Origin of the sequence: Klebsiella planticola ATCC 33531 (assembly GCF_000735435.1) — a bacterium.
Classification (GTDB): domain Bacteria; phylum Pseudomonadota; class Gammaproteobacteria; order Enterobacterales; family Enterobacteriaceae; genus Klebsiella; species Klebsiella planticola.
The window spans coordinates 231,357-249,534 of the sequence record NZ_JMPP01000018.1 but is presented as its reverse complement, the minus strand read 5'-3'; the positions used below and the strand labels follow the sequence as shown (position 1 = coordinate 249,534).

The window sequence follows — 18,178 nt, the reverse complement described above, 5'->3', positions numbered from 1 at the left end:
CGTACCGGCGAGCGGGGTCAGCTGAATAACTGCCACTCGCGCGCCTGGTTCACCGCCTGAATCCGGCCATTGACCTGCAGCTTTTCGTACAGCTGCTTGAGATGCCACTTCACGGTTTCGGCCGTAATTCCCAGGGCCCGCGCGATCTCTTTGTTGGAGTAGCCTTCGGCGATCAGCCCCAGCGTCTGCTGCTCCCGCTCGGTGAGGCGAAGCTGCGCGGGCGCCCGACGGCTGATGGTCGGCAAGATCCCGGCAGCGCTGAATCTGGCGAGATGCTGCGCCAGCGCGTCGCTGAAGACCTCGTCGTGCCCCCCGCGTTGCTGGATAGCCGCCAGTAATGAGGCCATCTCTTCTCCACCATCAAACAGGCTGCGCCACAGCTTCTGCTGAAAAGCGCGACGCAGCGTCGGGATCGCCAGCGTTATCGCCCTCTCCCGTTCCCCGGCGCGCCACAGGGCGACGGTCTGAATAAGCCGCAGGCGTACGGCAAACAGCCACTCGCCGCCGCGCTCCTGCTCAGCGGCCAGCGTATCGAGCTGCCGCGCCGCCGCCAGCGGTTGTCCGCCGGCCATCAGCACCCGGCTCTGACTGAGGGTTAAACAGGCGCTGACCACATCATTTTTCTCCGCGCCGAGGGTCAGCCCCTGAAGGCGAAGAAGCAAACTGTCGGCCGCCGTGCGATCGCCTGCGTGGAGCGCATTGGCAATACGCTCAGCCAGCAGCGGCGCCTGCGCCCGCAGCCATCCACGCTGAACCGCCAGGCCTTCGGCATGCAGCAGCAGCGATGTCATCTCATCCGTCTGACCATGACGTTGCGCCAGCCTCGCCAGCACGATATAGCAGCGGCTAAACCCATCCGGCGGGCAAAAGTCATCGATCATCTCAAGACGTAGCGTTAGCAGAGTGGGGATGCGCTGCACTTCCCCCTGCTCCCAGGCGATTTCGGCCAGAATCGGCGCCAGGGTGGCGCCGCTGCTGGAGTGAGGGCCGGTCTGCTGTTCAGCATACTGGAGCGCCCGCCCAGCCTGCCGCTGCGCTTCGGCCAGATTGCCCTGACGCAGGTATCCCTGGGCCATCACAAACGCCCGGTAGACCTCCACGAACAGGTTGCGGTTCGCCACCCGCACACCCGACACCCGCTGCTGGACATCCAGCGCCTGTTGCGGCCGGGCGTTCGCCAGATGGCAGTAGCTGAGAATATTGCACACCAGGCCATCCACCCAGATATCGCCGCAGGGCACCTCGTGCAGCAGCGGTTCCACGATAGCAATACTCTGGGCAATATTATCGGCGAAAGCTTCGCAGATCGCCCGAACGACGCGGAGCTTCACCCACGAACTGTGGGCCATCGCGCTGCGGTTGGCGACCGCCAGCGACTCAATGGCGTCCAGCAGCTGGCGGGCATCGTGGAAACGAAAGCGGTGCGCGAGCGCCCAGGCGAGGTTCGTTTGCAGCTCGATGCGGGAAGGGTCCAGATTTGCCGGCAGATAGCGGATCCAGCGCACCATCGTCTCGATATCGCCCTCTTCCGCCAGCGACTGCACGCCGGCCTCCGCATGCCCGGCTCCCGTTTTCCCGGCTTCCAGCGCATGGCGAATCGCCTCTGCCCACAGCTGCTGGCCGGCAAACCAGTTACTGGCCTGTTCATGCAGCACGCGGATATCCACTTCCGCACTGTGCTGCAGACGATACAGCAGCGCTTCGCGCATCAGCGGGTGGTAGCGGAACCAGAACCCGTCGGCATCGAGGGCCGAGAGAAACAGATTGTGCCGGGCTATCCATTCCAGCATGGCTTCCCCGTTGCGTTTCCCGGTCACAGCATCGCACAGCGATGGATGCAGGCGGTTGAGTATTGAGGTTTGCAGAAGAAAGTCCAATACCCCGGCGGGCAATGGCGCAAAGATCACCTCTTCCAGATAGCGAAAGAGGGCGCGGGAGGTGGTATTCAGCTTGCCGTCGCTCGGGCAACAATGGGCGCTGCCGCTTGCTAAAGCCGCCATTTTCATACCGGCAACCCATCCTTCCGTGCGGGCAATCAAGCGCGGAATCTCCTGCGGGTCCGGTGCCGGGGAGATCGACGTTGCAAAATAGGTTCTGGCCTCCTCAGCATTAAACCGCAGCGCATGGTCATCGATCTCCACCAGCCGATCCTCCATGTGCAGGCGACTCAGCGCCAGGTGCGGCTGGCTGCGGCTGGCAATAATCAGATGCAGAGACGGCGGCGCATGGTTCAGCAGCCAGTTCAGACCATCATCAATCTCCGGGTGAGCAATATTCTGGTAATCATCGAGGATCAGAGACAGCGAAATCGGATAACGGTGCAGCTGGTTGACGAGCCCGGCGAGAAACAGCCGGAAGTCGTCTCCGGGGGCGCTTTCCGGCAGAGTATTCGCCGCTTGCCAGAGCGGTCGCAGCGCCGCCTGCAGATAGCGCATAAACAGCAAGGGCGTGCTGTCATCTTCGTCAAGGCTCAGCCAGGCCAGCGTATCGCCCTGCTGCTGCCGATGCTGATACCACTGGGCCAGTAGCGTGGTTTTGCCGAACCCGGCGGGGGCGCATACCAGCGTCAGCGTGCTGGTGAGCGCGGCGTCCAGCCGCTGCAGCAGACGATCGCGCGGCTGCAATACCCCCGGTGAGCGCGGCGGCGTAAAGCGAGTCGCGATAAGCGGCAAGGTGCGCGCAAGGCGGAACGGTTCTTGATGAACAAACCCGCTCAATGCGTCATCCCTCGGGGGTAATAATTCCATAGCGCCATAACCTCCTCATCCCGTGCATACGCCATTATCCCCCCCAACCGGGGGGTAGGCCACGTTTATCCATACCTATAAAGTAGTTTTATCCTTTGCCGCCGATGGGCAGTACGCCAGGCCTGCGCCTGCGTGCAGCGAACCTTTTCTCCATCAGGCATCCATCGTTTCTTAATCAGTACAAGGTATGTACAGAAATGGCTATCGAAAATAAAGTTGCATTAGTCACCGGCGCCGGTCAGGGCATTGGCCGCGGTATTGCTTTACGTCTGGCCAAAGAGGGTGCGTCGTTGATGCTTGTCGACGTGAACCCGGAAGGGATTGCGGCGGTCGCCGCCGAAGTTGAAGCGCTGGGCCGTAAGGCCGCCACCTTCGTGGCGAATATTGCTGAACGTGACCAGGTGTATGCCGCCATTGATCGGGCGGAAAAAGAGCTGGGCGGCTTTGATATCATCGTGAACAACGCGGGGATTGCCCAGGTGCAGGCGCTCGCCGACGTGACCCCTGAAGAGGTCGATCGCATCATGCGTATCAACGTTCAGGGGACGCTATGGGGCATTCAGGCCGCGGCGAAAAAATTCATCGACCGTAAGCAAAACGGCAAAATCATTAACGCCTGCTCCATTGCCGGACACGACGGTTTTGCTCTGCTGGGGATCTATTCCGCCACTAAATTTGCCGTTCGCGCCCTGACCCAGGCGGCGGCGAAAGAGTATGCCAGCCGCGGGATCACCGTGAACGCCTACTGCCCGGGGATTGTGGGGACCGGCATGTGGACCGAAATCGATAAGCGTTTTGCCGAAATTACCGGTGCGCCGGTCGGTGAGACCTATAAAAAATATGTGGAAGGGATTGCGCTCGGCCGTGCGGAAACGCCGGACGATGTGGCGAGCCTGGTCTCCTATCTGGCCGGCCCGGATTCCGACTATATTACCGGTCAGTCGATCCTGATCGATGGCGGGATTGTTTACCGTTAATCCTCGACCCGGGTTGTCATTTGTGCCAGCCCGGTCAACCGCCCACTCCGTTTTGTCTCCTCTCTTCTCTTAGCATTCGTAACCGTACTCGCCCTGTGTCAACGCAGCAGCAAAAGTGCTGGATTTAATTTTATACCGATCATAAACTTTTACCAGGTAAAAATTAAATCGCCAGCAGAGACCTGTTGAGGGAGCGCATCAATGAGTACCCGGCAAAAAGCGGAAGGATTGCGTGAGCAAAAAAAGCGCCTTACGCGCCAGCAGCTTTCCAATACCGCCACCGAACTGTTTATCAAGCAGGGCTTTGATAACGTCACCGTAAGCGATATTGCCGCCGCGGCGAAGGTATCGAAAATGACCGTATTTAACTACTTCCCACGCAAGGAAGAGCTCTACTTCGATCGCATCGACGAAATCCACCAGTTACTGCAGGACGCCCTGGAACGTCACCGTACGCTGGCGCCGGTGGCGGTGTTCAGGGCCCTGACCCGGGAACTGATTGAGCAGGAGCATCCGCTTATCAGGATCGATCGGCGGGTTGCCGACTTCTGGCAAGGAGTGGCCGCAAGCCCGGCACTGCGGGTATATGCCCTGGAACAGTTTGCCGAACTGACGCAGGCGCTCAGTAACATGCTCGCTGCGCGCCTCTCTGCGCCTGAGCACAATCCCGTTGCCGCTCTGATTGCCAGCATCATCCTGAATAGCTGGCGTATCGCTTTTAGCGACGCACTGCGCCAGCCCGAACATCTTGCCCCCGCCGTTCGCCAGCGCTTTCTGACACTGCTGGAAAACGGATTTCGCGCCGCTGAAGCGGCGGCCCAGGATACGCCCTATGCCTGAGCCACGCGGCAAATACTGAACGCCATTATGAACAGAACCCTTAGCGTTATTTTTATGACCATCTGGCTCGATGCGGTGGGCATCGGGCTGATTTTTCCGATTCTGCCACAGTTGCTCAAAGAGGTGATGCATACCGCGGATATCGCCCATTACATGGGTATCCTGGCGGCGCTGTATGCCCTGATGCAGTTTATCTTCGCCCCGCTGCTTGGCGCGCTAAGCGATAATTTTGGCCGACGGCCGGTGCTGCTGGTCTCCCTGGCCGGAGCGGTGGTTAACTACCTGATAATGGCCTTTGCCAGCCATCTGTGGCTACTGTTGCTCGGGCGGGCCATTGCCGGACTGACCAGCGCGAATATCGCGGTGGCGATGGCATGGCTGACGGACATTACGCCCGCCGGGAAACGCGCCAGCCGTTTTGGGCTATTTAACGCCACGTTTGGCGCAGGCTTTATTATCGGCCCGGTGCTCGGTGGCGTACTAGGAGATTACGGTGTCCGGCTGCCCTTTTTCGTCGCCGCGGTGCTGAACGGCGCGAACGTTCTGCTGGCCCTCTTCGCCTTACAAGAGTCGCGCCAGCCGGCCAGGCAGAAAATGGCGCTTGCCGGGCTTAATCCCCTGCGCCCCATGCGCTGGCTCTTCTCCGTCAAAGGACTGCTGACTATCGCGCTGGTGTTCTTTTTCCTCAGCGCCACCGGCGAGGTCTATGGCATCTGCTGGGCGCTGTGGGGCCAGGATATGTTTCACTGGAACGGTTTATGGATCGGCCTGTCGCTCGCGGCCTTCGGGGTGTGTCAGACCCTGGCGCAGGCATTTTTACCTGGCCCGGCAACCCGTCTGCTGGGAGAGCGCGGGGCGATACTGGGCGGGATAGCCTGCTCCTGCACGGCATTAATAGTCCTGTCGCTGGCCCAGCAGAGCTGGATAGTTTTCGCGGTGATGCCGCTGATTGCCCTCGGCGGTATCGGTACGCCGGCCCTGCAGGCGCTGGCCACCCGCCAGGTACAGGCCGACAACCAGGGGCAGCTTCAGGGGGTGCTGGCGTCAACCGTCAGCCTGGCCTCGATTGTCGCCCCGCTGGTGTTCTCAAGCTTATATTTTGGCTTTCGTACCTGGTGGCCCGGGGCTATCTGGTTATCGGTAGTGGTTCTCTACGTCTTCGCGGTACCGTTGATCTACCGCTGTACCCGCGCGCCGTCCTGACTGGCCTGGCAACCTCAGACGAAAAAAAAGCTGGCGCATTACGCGCCAGCTTACCGAGTGCCCGTTTCCGTTGCCGTCAGGCGTGGGTAACCGGTTTTTGTGCGGTTTTGTTCTGAGTGTTTTCCAGCATCCGGCGCACCGGTACGATCAGCACGCAGAGTACGGCGGCACAGATCAGCAGCGCAATCGAACAACGCGCGAAGAGATCCGGCAGCATATCCAGCTGGTCAGCTTTTACATGACCGCCGATCAGGCCGGCCGCCAGGTTACCCAGCGCACTGGCGCAGAACCACAGCCCCATCATCTGGCCGCGCATTCTTTCCGGCGCCAGCAGCGTCATGGTTGCCAGGCCAATCGGGCTCAGGCACAGCTCGCCCAGGGTCAGCATCAAAATACTGCCTACCAGCCAGAACGGTGATACGCCGGCCCCGCCGTTGTTCAGCACATTCTGTGCCGCCAGCATCATCAGGCCAAAGCCCGCTGCGGCGCAGAGAATGCCGATGACGAATTTGCTGATGCTGCTCGGACGGACGCCATTACGCGCCATGGCCGGCCATGCCCAGCTAAAGACCGGCGCCAGCAGAATAATAAACAGCGCGTTGATTGACTGGAACCACACCGCCGGGATCTCAAAGCTGCCGATCATACGGTTGGTATAATCATTGGCGAACAGGTTGAAGGAGGTCGGCTTCTGCTCAAATGCCGACCAGAAGAAGGCAGCGGAAACCAGCAGAATAAAGCACACCAGCAGACGGGCACGCTCTTTGCGACTCAGTCCGGCGAAGGCAAACAGATAGATGAAATAGAGAACGACCGAAGCGGCAATCACGTATACCAGCATGCTGGCAACGGCAACAGGGTTAACCACAATCACCCCCTGCGCAATCAGCGTGATAATCACTGCGGCACCCACCGCCAGCGCCAGTAGCCAGGCGCCCACGCCGTTCTTCTTCGCCACCGGGCTGTTCCAGGTTGAATCGAGGCCCACTTCGCTGTCGTAGCGCTTCATCGCCGGTACCGCGAAGACCCGGAAGATCACCAGCGCCACCAGCATCCCGATGCCACCGATGCCAAAGCCCCAGTGCCAGCCGTGCGATTTAATCAACCAGCCGGAAATCAGCGGCGCGATGAACGACCCCATGTTGATGCCCATGTAGAACAGCGAGAATCCACCGTCACGACGCGCATCGCCGTTCTTGTACAGCGTGCCGACCATAACCGAGATGCAGGTTTTGAACAGACCCGATCCCAGCACGATAAACATCAGCCCGATAAAGAACAGGTTGTCACCCAACACCGCTGACAGGGCAATCGACAGATGGCCCAACGCGATGAGAATCGATCCGTACCAGACCGCCTTTTGCTGGCCCAGCCAGTTATCCGCCAGCCAGCCGCCCGGTAACGCCGCGAGGTACATGCTACCGGCGAAGATACCGACGATCGCCGAGGCATTTTCACGCGCCAGCCCCATGCCGCCGTCGTAAACGGTGGCGGCCATAAACAGTATCAATAAGGGGCGAATGCCGTAAAACGAGAATCGCTCCCACATTTCGGTAAAGAACAACGAACCTAGCGGATAAGGATGACCAAAGAAGGTCCGGCTTTCATTTTTATTCACAGAGGAATGCATAACTTCTCCAGATAAGATGCACCGCAGTGCAGAGAGACCGCGGAAAGCGTGTTAGCCATGTTTACACTGGCCAATCATTTACATGAGGCATGATATTTTTTAACTATTTGATAACCAGCTTCTGGTTTTGTCTAGCCCCTCAACCCCATCTTTTAGATGAAAAGTCGACAAACGTCTACTTTTATAGATTTAAACTTGGCTGACAACAAAATGTGATTGACATCTCAAATGATAACAATGAATACAATTATATGTTTATAAACAACATGTTAGACAAACAGATATTCATGCTCATGGCGGATACGCATTGCAGATAAAACGCGATAAAAAGTAGGGTAAATACGAGGTTGGTCTTAACGACAGGAGAAAGTAGCGATAAGTCACGCTCTTGATTATTTAGTCACAGAGTGAGCTCGCACAGGCAACCGATGGCGGGCTGGACAGACGCCAGTATGACGCTGCCGCAGTATCAAACCTTACGCTTTGCACATATGTTCAGGGGGGAGCCAACGATTTCGCAGAGCCTCTGACCCCGAACGGGGCGCTGAAAAAGAGCAGCAAAGTCCGCGGCTAACGCCATTTAATTTCGTCGCGGTTGCCTTTTGCAAGATTACAGTCGTGGCATAGCAGCTGGAGGTTATCCAGGCGTAGCGCCAGATGCGGGTATTTACTGCGGGGCCGAATATGATCGACATGGATGACCACCCCATGTTTTGCCGCTGAACGCCCGCAGGCGCTGCAGGCACCGCCATATTTTTTGAGCGCCTGATAGCGAAGCGCGCGCCACTCTCTGGACTGGTAGAACGCAGCAGAGGCACTCACGTCTTTTTCCTCTGCCGTGGCCTGTTGCCGCCGGTTGATCGACTGAAACAACCCCTCGTCATCTTCATCTTTCGTTGCGCGATTGATGCGACGGTACAGCGGACCTTCGCCTTCCTTGCGCCCCCAGGCATCGCGATCTGGTTTGGCGCTTATGGGTTCCGTTTTGTACAGAGTCCTGGCCAACATTTTCACGCCTTTATACAAAAGCCATATGACACAGGCGATGGCTATAAACGACCCCATTTCTCAATCTCTTCAATAACCTGACGCGGTACAGAATAGCAAATATCCGCACTCAGCGCATGGAATACTGCCCGCCCTCGTCTGCGGACAGGGCCCGCCGTTCTGTCACGCAAGAGCCCCCAAGCTATGGCCAGTCCCGGTTCTGCAGCACCACCCGATAGCCGTCATTATCGACAAATGTTTTGCCGTTGGTATCCCAGTAGGGATTAAACGAACTCATCGCACGAAAACCCGCCTCCGTCATTCTGGCGCACGCCCGCTGCCAGTCTGCTTTATCGGGGTAATACAGCACGAGCAGGTCTTCATCGGTCGGTGCAGGTTGTCGCGGATGATCGTGGCAGTGGGTAAACTCAATATGCCAGGCCAGCTCCGGACGGCCCACCATGATCCCGCTAAAGCCGGCATGGTCGGTAAAATCAGCAATCCGTTGAAGCTCTAATCCCTGGCTGTACATGGCGCAAGCGCGCGCCAGGTCGGTGACGGGTCTGGCAATACGCATATGGCTGAACATGATAACGGGCCTCCCGCTGGTTAAAATAGGTTTCCGGAATGGACAACGCCGCCCCTACTGTACCCGGGTTTCAGATTGCTATTTGTCGAGAAAAGCCGTTGCCACTGGTCAAACGCTAAAGCGTGCTGAGTTCAAATGGTACAAGATCAACGACGCAGGCCAGGAAGCTGAATACTTCAACATGCTGTTATTTAGTCCCTTCAGAAGTTACCCAAGACGCTTTCCTGAAAGGTGTGGGAGATAAGTACCACTTCTTTTTATCAACAGCTGACGGGAGCGCAAAGGTAGACATAAGTGACGGAGCTATTCACCTGTTTACATGGCTCATAAGGCTACATATCGGGCTTAAATGCGGGTGATCAGTCTGTCGATGAAATGACCATGCCCGGCCAGGCTTTTTCGTTCACGTGTTGCTATCGCGGTGTGACTCTGGAACTACCGCCGACGTTAAGTTAAACGTTCATCTAGCCGTTAACTTTCCGTGACAACTAACCGTGTATTTTTGAGGGGTGGAACGAGAGACTGACATGCTATAAGAGGTAAGAAACTTGTTTCAAAAACAGCGTCTTATTTAAGATGTGTGACCGCAAGAGAAATTCTGGAGCGGGCGAAGGGAATCGAACCCTCGTATAGAGCTTGGGAAGCTCTCGTTCTACCATTGAACTACGCCCGCTTTAAGGTGCGAGGGCCATTATAGACCTTACGCACCGTCTTACAAGACTGAATCACGCTAACTGCTGATAAAATAACCTCTTAGCACTTTGGCTTACTGCCCTGCGGCGGTAAATAGCGCTGTGGATCGATGGCCGTCGCCCGGTAGCGAATCTGGAAATGCAGGCGCACGGAATCGGCGTCGCTACTGCCCATCGTGGCTATCTGCTGACCAATCTTCACGTTCTGACCGTTATTGACCATCATTTTGTCATTATGGGCATAGGCGCTGATGTAATCCTCGCCGTGTTTAATCATGATCAGATTACCGTAACCGCGGAGCTGATTACCGACGTACACCACTTTACCCGCCCCGGCCGCATAAACCGGCTGGCCGCGCGTGCCGGCAATATCAATCCCCTTATTACCACCATCATTTGATGAATAAGGCAGGATAACTTTACCGCTGGTCGGCCAGCGCCAGCAGCGTTGCCCCACCGGTGGCCAGGAGACCGGCGGCAGCGTGGCCGGCGGCTTGCTGGCCGCGGTGCGCTTAGCGGCGCTGCTCTTCCCGGATGCACCGCCCCTGGTGGAGCCCGAGGCCGGATTCAGCTTCAGACGCTGTCCAACCTCAATGGTATACGGTGGGGAGATATTATTCAGTCGGGCCAGATCTTTAATGCTGGTACCGGTCGTCCGGGAAATACGGTACAACGTATCGCCGCGTTTAACGGTGTAGACGGAACCGGAATCAGATGAACTGGAACATCCTGCAATCACCAGGCTGCTGACCAACATCATCATGATAAAAAAGCGTTTTCTCATCAGGCGTCCTGCACTCAGCACAGCTCTCATCTCGTCACAACGGACGACTATCATACCAGCCCGCAGGCAGATCCCCAATCGATACGCGGGCGTTGTCGGATTCGGGTTCCTCCATCAGCAGCGCCAGAAGCGCGTTTTGGTAATGCCTTTCACGTGGTTATCGGCTACCCTAGTGGCGAGTGCGTGACCAGGCGAGTGTATGCCGGGTCATTTTTATTATCAGGAGTTGTCATGACCGGGGAACATGTCATTTTGCTCGATGAGCAAGATAAGCCTGTTGGCAGGCTGGAAAAATATGCCGCCCATACCCTCAATACCCCTTTACACCTCGCCTTTTCCTGCTGGTTATTTAACGACCACGGCCAGCTACTGGTGACGCGTCGTTCACTGGGCAAAAAAGCCTGGCCCGGCGTCTGGACTAACTCCGTCTGCGGACATCCCCAGAGCGGAGAGACCTTTGAACAGGCCGTGACGCGGCGCAGCCGTTTTGAACTGGGCGTTAACATTGCCAACATCGCATCCGTTCATCCGGCGTTTCGTTACCGGGCGGTGGCCCCCAACGGGATTGTCGAAAACGAAGTCTGCCCGGTTTACGCCGCACGCATTATCAGCCCGGTACAGGCTAATAGCGACGAGGTCATGGACTATCAGTGGTGTGAGCTGGAGGATTTACTGCAGGCGTTGGCGCTCACACCGTGGGCTTACAGTCCGTGGATGGTGCTCGAAGCGGCTGATGATAATGCCCGGCTCGCGTTGAGAAACTATGTCGCGCAGCTGCGCTATTAGCCGTATTGCCGGATAGCGGTTCTCCGCCGCCTGTCCGCATCCTCGCGCGCAGCGGGTGCGGAGGTACCAACAAAAAACCCCGGCCTGTAGCCGGGGTTGCGTTTTTGACGGTCGGTCTTATTTAACCGGTCGCATTGCCGGGAACAGGATGACGTCGCGGATGGTGTGGCTGTTGGTAAACAGCATCACCATCCGGTCAATACCGATACCCAGACCCGCAGTCGGCGGCAGACCGTGTTCCAGCGCGGTGACGTAGTCTTCGTCGTAGAACATGGCTTCATCGTCACCAGCAGCTTTCGCATTCACCTGGTCCTGGAAGCGCTGCGCCTGATCTTCCGCATCGTTCAGCTCGCTGAAGCCGTTACCGATTTCACGGCCGCCGATAAAGAACTCAAAGCGGTCGGTAATTTCCGGGTTCTGGTCATTACGGCGCGCCAGCGGAGAGACTTCCGCCGGGTATTCGGTGATAAAGGTCGGCTGAATCAGGTGCGCTTCCGCCACTTCTTCAAAGATCTCGGTCACGATACGGCCCAGACCCCAGCTCTTCTCAACGTGAATGCCGATAGACTCTGCAATCGCTTTTGCGGAATCGAAGTTATCCAGATCCGCCATCTCGGTTTCCGGACGGTATTTCTTGATAGCTTCACGCATGGTCAGTTTTTCAAACGGCTTACCGAAGTCGAAGGTCTGATCGCCATAAGGAACCGCGGTGTTGCCCAGAATATCCTGCGCCAGGGTACGGAACAGGGATTCGGTCAGCTCGATCAGATCTTTATAGTCCGCGTACGCCATGTAGAGTTCCATCATGGTGAACTCTGGGTTATGACGTACGGAGATGCCTTCGTTACGGAAGTTACGGTTGATTTCGAACACGCGTTCGAAGCCGCCCACAACCAGACGCTTCAGATACAGTTCCGGCGCGATACGCAGGTACATGTCCATATCCAGCGCGTTGTGATGGGTGATGAACGGACGGGCAGACGCGCCGCCAGGGATCACCTGCATCATCGGAGTTTCGACTTCCATAAAGCCGCGGCCCACCATGAACTGGCGGATACCGGCCAGAATCTGGGAGCGAACCTTAAAGGTCTTGCGGGATTCGTCGTTGGAGATCAGATCCAGGTAGCGCTGACGGTAGCGCGCTTCCTGATCCTGGAGGCCGTGGAATTTGTCCGGCAGCGGGCGCAGGGCTTTGGTCAGCAGACGCAGTTCGGTGCAGTGGATAGACAGCTCGCCGGTTTTGGTTTTGAACAGCTTACCGCGCGCCGCGATGATATCGCCGAGGTCCCATTTTTTGAACTGCTCGTTGTAGACGCCTTCCGGCAGATCGTCACGCGCGACGTACAGCTGAATGCGACCGCCGACATCCTGCAGAGTGACGAAAGAGGCTTTACCCATAATACGGCGGGTCATCATACGACCAGCAACGGAGACTTCAACGTTCAGTGCTTCCAGCTCTTCGTTTTCTTTCGCATCGAAGTCAGCGTGCAGTTGGTCAGAGGTATGGTCACGACGGAAATCGTTCGGGAACGGGATACCCTGCTCACGAAGCTGAGCCAGCTTTTCACGACGGGCTTTCAGTTCATTATTAAGGTCAATTGCCGCGTCAGCGCCCTGTGCTTGTTGTTCAGACATGTTGGTTCCTCATAACCCTGCTTTCAAACTTGCTTCGATAAATTGATCCAGGCTGCCGTCAAGCACGGCCTGAGTATTGCGGGTTTCCACCCCGGTGCGCAGATCTTTAATGCGGGAGTCATCCAGCACGTAAGAACGGATCTGGCTGCCCCAGCCGATGTCGGATTTGGTATCTTCCATCGCCTGCTTCTCGGCATTTTTCTTCTGCATTTCCAGCTCATAAAGCTTGGCTTTCATCTGCTTCATGGCCTGGTCTTTGTTCTTGTGCTGTGAACGGTCGTTCTGGCACTGCGTCACTAAGCCGGTCGGAATGTGGGTGATACGTACCGCGGATTCCGTACGGTTAACGTGCTGACCACCCGCACCGGAGGCGCGGTAAACGTCAATACGCAGGTCCGCCGGATTGATTTCGATATCAATATCGTCATCCACTTCCGGATAGACAAACGCGGAGCTGAAGGAGGTGTGGCGGCGGCCGCCGGAATCGAACGGGCTCTTACGCACCAGGCGGTGGACGCCGGTTTCGGTACGCAGCCAGCCGTAGGCGTAATCGCCGATAATCTTGATGGTCACGGACTTAATGCCCGCCACTTCACCTTCAGACTCTTCAATAATCTCGGTCTTGAAGCCGCGCGCTTCGGCCCAGCGCAGATACATACGCGTCAGCATGCTGGCCCAGTCCTGCGCTTCCGTACCGCCGGAACCGGCCTGAATATCGAGATAGCAATCGGCGCTGTCATACTCGCCGGAGAACATGCGGCGGAACTCAAGCTGCGCCAGCTTCTCTTCCAGCACGTCAAGTTCGGCAACGGCTTCGTTGAAGGTCTCTTCGTCTTCGGCTTCGACAGCCAGCTCCAGCAGTCCGGAAACATCTTCCAGCCCCTGGGACATTTGATCCAACGTCTCAACGATGGCTTCCAGTGAAGAACGCTCTTTACCCAGCGCCTGTGCGCGCTCAGGTTCGTTCCACACGTCCGGCTGTTCCAGCTCGGCGTTTACTTCTTCCAGACGCTCTTTCTTAGCATCGTAGTCAAAGATACCCCCTAAGAACGTCAGAGCGCTCCGTGAGGTCCTGAATGCGGTTTTTTACCGGATTTATTTCAAACATGATCGATTTTCTTTTAATGGATTCGACAAAATGCGGTGATAAGAGCGGAATTGTACCGGATCCCCGCTCTCTTTTATATATACTTCGGCTTTCCGTGAGCCTGTTTGTTGACGGCTTTTTCGTCACACCGGCCAGAGATGGTCGATGATAAGCTGCAGGCTGCGGTTGCCACGGAACTCATTAATATCGAGCTTATAGGCCAACGTCACCTCACGCACGCCGTTATCCGGCCAAATCGAAGTATCAACGTTGAAGGCAATCCCGTCCAGCAGCGGGCCGCCGCCAACCGGTTCAACCATCACTTTAAGATGCCGCTCGCCCACCAGGCGCTGCTGTAACAGGCGGAAACGACCGTCAAACAGCGGCTCCGGGAACATCTGTCCCCAGGGCCCCGCCTCACGGAGCAGATGGGCAACTTCCATGCTCATCTCAGCAGCTTCCAGCGGGCCGTCAGAGACCACTTCCCCCTGCAACAGCGCCGGATCCAGCCACTCGGTGACCAGTTCGCCGAAACGCTGCTGAAACTCCTCAAAGCGCGCCTCTTCCAGCGACAGTCCCGCCGCCATCGCATGGCCGCCGAACTTGAGAATGAGCCCCGGATGCAGCGTATCAAGGCGCTCGAGCGCATCGCGCATGTGCAAACCCTGGATGGAGCGGCCGGAACCTTTTAACAGTCCATCGCCGGTTGGGGCGAAGGCGATAACCGGGCGGTGGAAACGCTCTTTAATCCGCGACGCCAGAATCCCGACCACCCCCTGGTGCCACTGCGGATGATACATCGCCAGCCCCCCAGGCAGCGTGTCGCCGCTGCGTTCAAGCTGCTGGCACAGCGTGAGCGCTTCCGCCTGCATCCCTTGCTCAATCTCTTTGCGCGTCTGGTTCAGCGCATCCAGTTCATTGGCCAGCATCCGCGCTTCGCCGACGTTATCGCACAACAGCAGCGCCACGCCGACCGACATATCATCCAGCCGGCCTGCCGCATTCAGCCGCGGTCCGAGGGCAAATCCGAGGTCGCTGGCCGCCAGCTTTTGCGGATCGCGGTTGGCAATCTCCAGCAGCGCTTTGATACCCGGACGGCACTTACCGGCACGGATACGGCTCAGCCCTTGCCAGGTGAGAATGCGGTTGTTGGCATCCAGCGGCACGACGTCAGCCACCGTCCCGAGCGCGACCAGATCCAGCAGCTCGGCAAGATTCGGCGGCGTGATGCCCCGTTCTGCAAACCAGTTTTTATCGCGCAGGAACGTACGCAGCGCCAGCATCAAATAAAACGCCACCCCGACGCCGGCCAGCGATTTCGAGGGGAAATCGCAGTCGCGCAGATTGGGGTTCACAATCGCTTCCGCCGCCGGCAGCGTCTCACCCGGTAGATGGTGATCGGTCACGACCACCGGGATCCCCAATGCGTGGGCACGATCGACGCCGGCATGGGAAGAGATGCCGTTATCCACGGTCATGATCATCTGCGCGCCGCGGGTGTGGGCCTGATCGACCACTTCCGGGCTTAACCCGTAGCCATCTTCAAAACGATTTGGCACCAGATAGGAGACATTGCTGTAGCCCAGCGCACGCAGCGCCAGCACGCTCAGCGCGGTACTGGTGGCGCCATCGGCGTCAAAATCCCCGACCACGACGATATGCCGCTCTTGCCGGAATGCGCCGTAGAGCATCTCAACGGCTTTTTCGATGCCATTCAGCTGCGTCCACGGCAGCATGCCTTTGACGCTGCGCTCCAGCTCCTGGGCATGCAGGACGCCGCGGCTGGCGTATAGCCGCTGCAGCAGCGGCGGCAGGTCGGCGGGGAGCTCAGCCCCTTCAACCACCTCACGGCGGCGTAGTTGTATCTGTGGTTTCACGCGAATTATTTACCGCTTGTCTGTTTTTGATGCTCATCAAGGAAGGCTTTCAGCTCTTTCGGCCCCTGATAGCCCGGAAGCACATAGCCGTTGCTCAGCACCATCGCCGGCGTGCCATTAACGCCGAACTGCACGCCAAGGGTGTAGTGTTTGCTGATATCGAGGTTGCAACTCGCCGTCGGTACGCCTTTGCCGGCCATGGCATCATCCAGCGCTTTGTTACGATCTTTGGCGCACCAGATGGCTTTCATATCCTGCTCGGTCTGGCTTTGCAGCCCCTGACGCGGGAAGGCCAGATAACGCACGGTGATGCCCAGCGCGTTATAGTCGCTCATCTCTTCGTGCAGCTTGTGGCAGTAACCGCAGGTGATGTCGGTGAAAACGGTGATAACGTGTTTTTCCTGCGGCGCTTTATAGATAATCATCTCTTTTTCCAGCGCGTTCAGCTTGCCCACCAGCAGCGCGTTGGTGACGTTTACCGGCTGTGCGCCGCCGACATCATACATCGGCCCCTGGATGACGTGTTTACCGTCATCGGTCACATACAGCACGCCGCTGTCGGTCAGTACGGTGCTCATTCCGGCAACCGGCGATGGCTGAATATCCGTACTCTGTACGCCCAGTTTAGCCAGCGACTGTTTGATAGCCGCGTTATCCGCATGGGCCGCACCGGACAGCGTCGCCGCCAGCAGAGTAAACATCAATAAACCTTTTTTCATACTCAGTCCTTTTATTCAGCACTCACGCCCGCGGGTGGTGCTGTTGATGAAGTTGTCTCAGACGCTCGGTCGCGACATGGGTGTAGATCTGCGTCGTTGAGAGATCGCTGTGTCCCAACAGCATCTGTACCACGCGTAAATCTGCGCCATGGTTAAGTAAATGCGTGGCAAACGCATGGCGTAAAACGTGCGGGGAGAGCTTCGCGCTATCTATCCCGGCCAGCACGGCATAGTGCTTAATCCGATGCCAGAAGGTCTGGCGCGTCATTTGCTGCGCGCGCTGACTTGGAAAAAGCACATCAGATGCCACGCCGTTCAGCAGCCAGGGGCGCCCGTACTCCAGGTAGTTCTCAACCCACAGCACCGCCTCTTCGCCAAGCGGGACCAGCCGTTCTTTATTGCCTTTGCCCACCACCCGCAGGACGCCCTGGCGCAGGCTGATGTCGCTCATCGTCAGGCCCACCAGTTCCGACACGCGCAGGCCGGTCGCGTACAGCACCTCAAGCATCGCTTTATCGCGGAGTTCCAGAGGCTGCTCGACCAGCGGTGCCTGCAGCAGACGCTCGACCTGAGCTTCACTGAGATCTTTCGGCAGCCGCTGCGGTAGCTTCGGCGACGCCAGCAGCGCGCTGGGGTCATCCGGACGAATTTTCTCCCGATAGAGGTGCTGGAAGAAACGGCGCACGGCGCTCAACAGCCGCGCGGTACTGGTGGCTTTATAGCCGCCCGTTTGTCTCTCGGCCAGCAGCGCCTGAAGATCCTCGCCGCTCACGCTAACCAGCGACGACTCGCGATGATGCAGCCATTCCACTACCATCGTCAGATCCCGACGGTAGGCGCTCAGCGTATTTTCCGCCAGATTGCGCTCCAGCCACAAGGCATCAAGAAACTGTTCGATTCGTGCGAGATCCTCTTTCACATCGCCCTCTTTGCTCGTTAAAACGGCTTCAGTATACCCAAATAAGTGGCCCGGCTGGGCAAAAACGGCTGCGCTGTTTTTCCCCGACTGGCTGGCCGCACAGCTTAAGTATGCGGCTGACGGCGGCTTTCTGATAAACTAGCCGCAAAATCACCGCATGAATTGAGATGTTTACGCCATGAACATAGGTCTTTTTTACGGCTCCAGTACCTGCTACACCGAGATGGCAGCGGAGAAGATCCGCGATATCATCGGCCCGGAATTAGTGACGCTGCATAATCTGAAAGATGATTCCCCTTCCCTGATGACTCAGTATGACGTGTTGATTCTCGGTATCCCGACGTGGGATTTCGGCGAAATTCAGGAAGACTGGGAAGCCGTCTGGCAACAGCTGGATACACTGGATCTGCAGGATAAAATTGTGGCGCTGTATGGCATGGGTGACCAGCTGGGTTATGGCGAATGGTTCCTTGACGCGCTGGGCATGCTGCACGACAAACTGAGCGCCAAAGGCGTTAAGTTTATCGGTTACTGGCCGACGGAAGGTTACGAATTCACCAGCCAGAAACCGATTATCGCCGATGGCCAGCTGTTTGTTGGCCTGGCACTCGATGAGACGAACCAGTATGACCTGAGCGACGATCGCATCCAGAACTGGTGCGAGCAAATCCTCGGCGAAATGGCTGAACAGTTCGCCTGACAGGCT

Annotated in this window: 15 protein-coding genes, 1 tRNA gene and 1 pseudogene; 6 read left to right on the top strand and 11 right to left on the bottom strand. The window is 57.4% G+C overall.

Going from position 1 to position 18,178, the window contains the following annotated elements; genetic code table 11:
• Positions 1-17: 17 nt before the first annotated feature.
• Positions 18-2,747, bottom strand: a complete 2,730-nt coding sequence (locus GRPL_RS17025) for a winged helix-turn-helix domain-containing protein (RefSeq protein ID WP_032698825.1) — start codon at positions 2,745-2,747, stop codon at positions 18-20.
• Between the two features lie 197 nt (positions 2,748-2,944).
• Here GRPL_RS17025 and GRPL_RS17030 point away from each other — a divergent pair, with 197 nt between their 5' ends.
• The 3 genes from GRPL_RS17030 to GRPL_RS17040 all read left to right on the top strand — a co-directional run bounded on the left by GRPL_RS17030 (position 2,945) and on the right by GRPL_RS17040 (position 5,767).
• On the top strand, positions 2,945-3,724 hold the full coding sequence (locus GRPL_RS17030) for an acetoin reductase (RefSeq protein ID WP_032690828.1): 780 nt from the start codon (positions 2,945-2,947) through the stop codon (positions 3,722-3,724).
• A gap of 201 nt (positions 3,725-3,925) precedes the next feature.
• A complete protein-coding gene (locus tag GRPL_RS17035) occupies positions 3,926-4,564 on the top strand; it encodes a TetR/AcrR family transcriptional regulator (RefSeq protein WP_049266593.1) in 639 nt (212 codons plus the stop codon).
• A gap of 27 nt (positions 4,565-4,591) precedes the next feature.
• Positions 4,592-5,767, top strand: coding sequence for a TCR/Tet family MFS transporter (locus GRPL_RS17040; RefSeq protein WP_032698824.1), 1,176 nt, complete (start codon positions 4,592-4,594; stop codon positions 5,765-5,767).
• A 76-nt stretch (positions 5,768-5,843) separates the two neighbouring features.
• On the opposite strand, the gene GRPL_RS17045 is transcribed toward GRPL_RS17040, so the two are convergent.
• From GRPL_RS17045 to GRPL_RS17055, 3 genes are all read right to left on the bottom strand, one after another.
• Complete coding sequence (locus GRPL_RS17045; protein ID WP_032698823.1) at positions 5,844-7,397, bottom strand: peptide MFS transporter; 1,554 nt, start codon at positions 7,395-7,397, stop codon at positions 5,844-5,846.
• Between the two features lie 570 nt (positions 7,398-7,967).
• Entirely contained in the window at positions 7,968-8,405 is a 438-nt protein-coding gene (locus GRPL_RS17050; protein WP_227507592.1) for an HNH endonuclease, read from the bottom strand.
• A 181-nt stretch (positions 8,406-8,586) separates the two neighbouring features.
• On the bottom strand, positions 8,587-8,973 hold the full coding sequence (locus GRPL_RS17055) for a VOC family protein (RefSeq protein WP_032698821.1): 387 nt from the start codon (positions 8,971-8,973) through the stop codon (positions 8,587-8,589).
• Positions 8,974-9,064: 91 nt separating this feature from the next.
• On the opposite strand from GRPL_RS17055, the pseudogene GRPL_RS28565 reads away from it, so the two are divergent.
• Positions 9,065-9,163 (top strand): annotated as a pseudogene (locus GRPL_RS28565) (type VI secretion system tube protein Hcp); the annotation flags it as partial.
• 409 nt (positions 9,164-9,572) lie between these two features.
• On the opposite strand, the gene GRPL_RS17060 reads toward GRPL_RS28565, so the two are convergent.
• Positions 9,573-9,646: transfer RNA gene (locus GRPL_RS17060), tRNA-Gly, on the bottom strand.
• Positions 9,647-9,726: 80 nt separating this feature from the next.
• The gene (gene actS, locus GRPL_RS17065) at positions 9,727-10,449 is read right to left on the bottom strand and encodes an amidase activator ActS (protein ID WP_032698820.1); all 723 of its coding nucleotides are present in this window, start codon (positions 10,447-10,449) and stop codon (positions 9,727-9,729) included.
• Between the two features lie 231 nt (positions 10,450-10,680).
• Between actS and idi the strand changes: the two genes are divergently transcribed.
• Positions 10,681-11,235, top strand: a complete 555-nt coding sequence (gene idi / locus GRPL_RS17070) for an isopentenyl-diphosphate Delta-isomerase (RefSeq protein ID WP_032690820.1) — start codon at positions 10,681-10,683, stop codon at positions 11,233-11,235.
• 117 nt (positions 11,236-11,352) lie between these two features.
• On the opposite strand, the gene lysS is transcribed toward idi, so the two are convergent.
• From lysS to xerD, 5 genes are all read right to left on the bottom strand, one after another.
• A complete protein-coding gene (lysS, locus tag GRPL_RS17075; protein WP_004867343.1) occupies positions 11,353-12,870 on the bottom strand; it encodes a lysine--tRNA ligase in 1,518 nt (505 codons plus the stop codon).
• Positions 12,871-12,879: 9 nt separating this feature from the next.
• Positions 12,880-13,978, bottom strand: a protein-coding gene (gene prfB / locus GRPL_RS17080; RefSeq protein WP_099001586.1) for a peptide chain release factor 2 whose coding sequence is annotated in 2 segments (ribosomal slippage) — positions 12,880-13,902 and positions 13,904-13,978 — 1,098 coding nt in all. Because the reading frame shifts where the segments join, the coding sequence is not laid out codon by codon here.
• Between the two features lie 122 nt (positions 13,979-14,100).
• Entirely contained in the window at positions 14,101-15,834 is a 1,734-nt protein-coding gene (recJ, locus tag GRPL_RS17085; RefSeq protein ID WP_032698819.1) for a single-stranded-DNA-specific exonuclease RecJ, read from the bottom strand.
• Positions 15,835-15,839: 5 nt separating this feature from the next.
• Positions 15,840-16,553: a bifunctional protein-disulfide isomerase/oxidoreductase DsbC gene (dsbC, locus tag GRPL_RS17090; RefSeq protein ID WP_032690818.1), complete on the bottom strand. Its 714-nt coding sequence runs from the start codon at positions 16,551-16,553 to the stop codon at positions 15,840-15,842.
• A 22-nt stretch (positions 16,554-16,575) separates the two neighbouring features.
• Entirely contained in the window at positions 16,576-17,472 is an 897-nt protein-coding gene (gene xerD / locus GRPL_RS17095) for a site-specific tyrosine recombinase XerD (protein WP_032690817.1), read from the bottom strand.
• A 178-nt stretch (positions 17,473-17,650) separates the two neighbouring features.
• Between xerD and fldB the strand changes: the two genes are divergently transcribed.
• Positions 17,651-18,172, top strand: coding sequence for a flavodoxin FldB (gene fldB / locus GRPL_RS17100; RefSeq protein WP_032690816.1), 522 nt, complete (start codon positions 17,651-17,653; stop codon positions 18,170-18,172).
• The last annotated feature ends 6 nt before the right edge of the window (positions 18,173-18,178 follow it).

What these genes read in the sequence shown, in the direction of transcription:
- GRPL_RS17025 (WP_032698825.1), bottom strand. Translation starts at nt 2,747, where the DNA reads ATGGAATTATTACCCCCGAGGGATGACGCATTGAGCGGGTTTGTTCAT.
- GRPL_RS17030 (WP_032690828.1), top strand. Translation starts at nt 2,945, where the DNA reads ATGGCTATCGAAAATAAAGTTGCATTAGTCACCGGCGCCGGTCAGGGC.
- GRPL_RS17035 (WP_049266593.1), top strand. Translation starts at nt 3,926, where the DNA reads ATGAGTACCCGGCAAAAAGCGGAAGGATTGCGTGAGCAAAAAAAGCGC.
- GRPL_RS17040 (WP_032698824.1), top strand. Translation starts at nt 4,592, where the DNA reads ATGAACAGAACCCTTAGCGTTATTTTTATGACCATCTGGCTCGATGCG.
- GRPL_RS17045 (WP_032698823.1), bottom strand. Translation starts at nt 7,397, where the DNA reads ATGCATTCCTCTGTGAATAAAAATGAAAGCCGGACCTTCTTTGGTCAT.
- GRPL_RS17050 (WP_227507592.1), bottom strand. Translation starts at nt 8,405, where the DNA reads ATGTTGGCCAGGACTCTGTACAAAACGGAACCCATAAGCGCCAAACCA.
- GRPL_RS17055 (WP_032698821.1), bottom strand. Translation starts at nt 8,973, where the DNA reads ATGTTCAGCCATATGCGTATTGCCAGACCCGTCACCGACCTGGCGCGC.
- actS (WP_032698820.1), bottom strand. Translation starts at nt 10,449, where the DNA reads ATGAGAAAACGCTTTTTTATCATGATGATGTTGGTCAGCAGCCTGGTG.
- idi (WP_032690820.1), top strand. Translation starts at nt 10,681, where the DNA reads ATGACCGGGGAACATGTCATTTTGCTCGATGAGCAAGATAAGCCTGTT.
- lysS (WP_004867343.1), bottom strand. Translation starts at nt 12,870, where the DNA reads ATGTCTGAACAACAAGCACAGGGCGCTGACGCGGCAATTGACCTTAAT.
- dsbC (WP_032690818.1), bottom strand. Translation starts at nt 16,553, where the DNA reads ATGAAAAAAGGTTTATTGATGTTTACTCTGCTGGCGGCGACGCTGTCC.
- fldB (WP_032690816.1), top strand. Translation starts at nt 17,651, where the DNA reads ATGAACATAGGTCTTTTTTACGGCTCCAGTACCTGCTACACCGAGATG.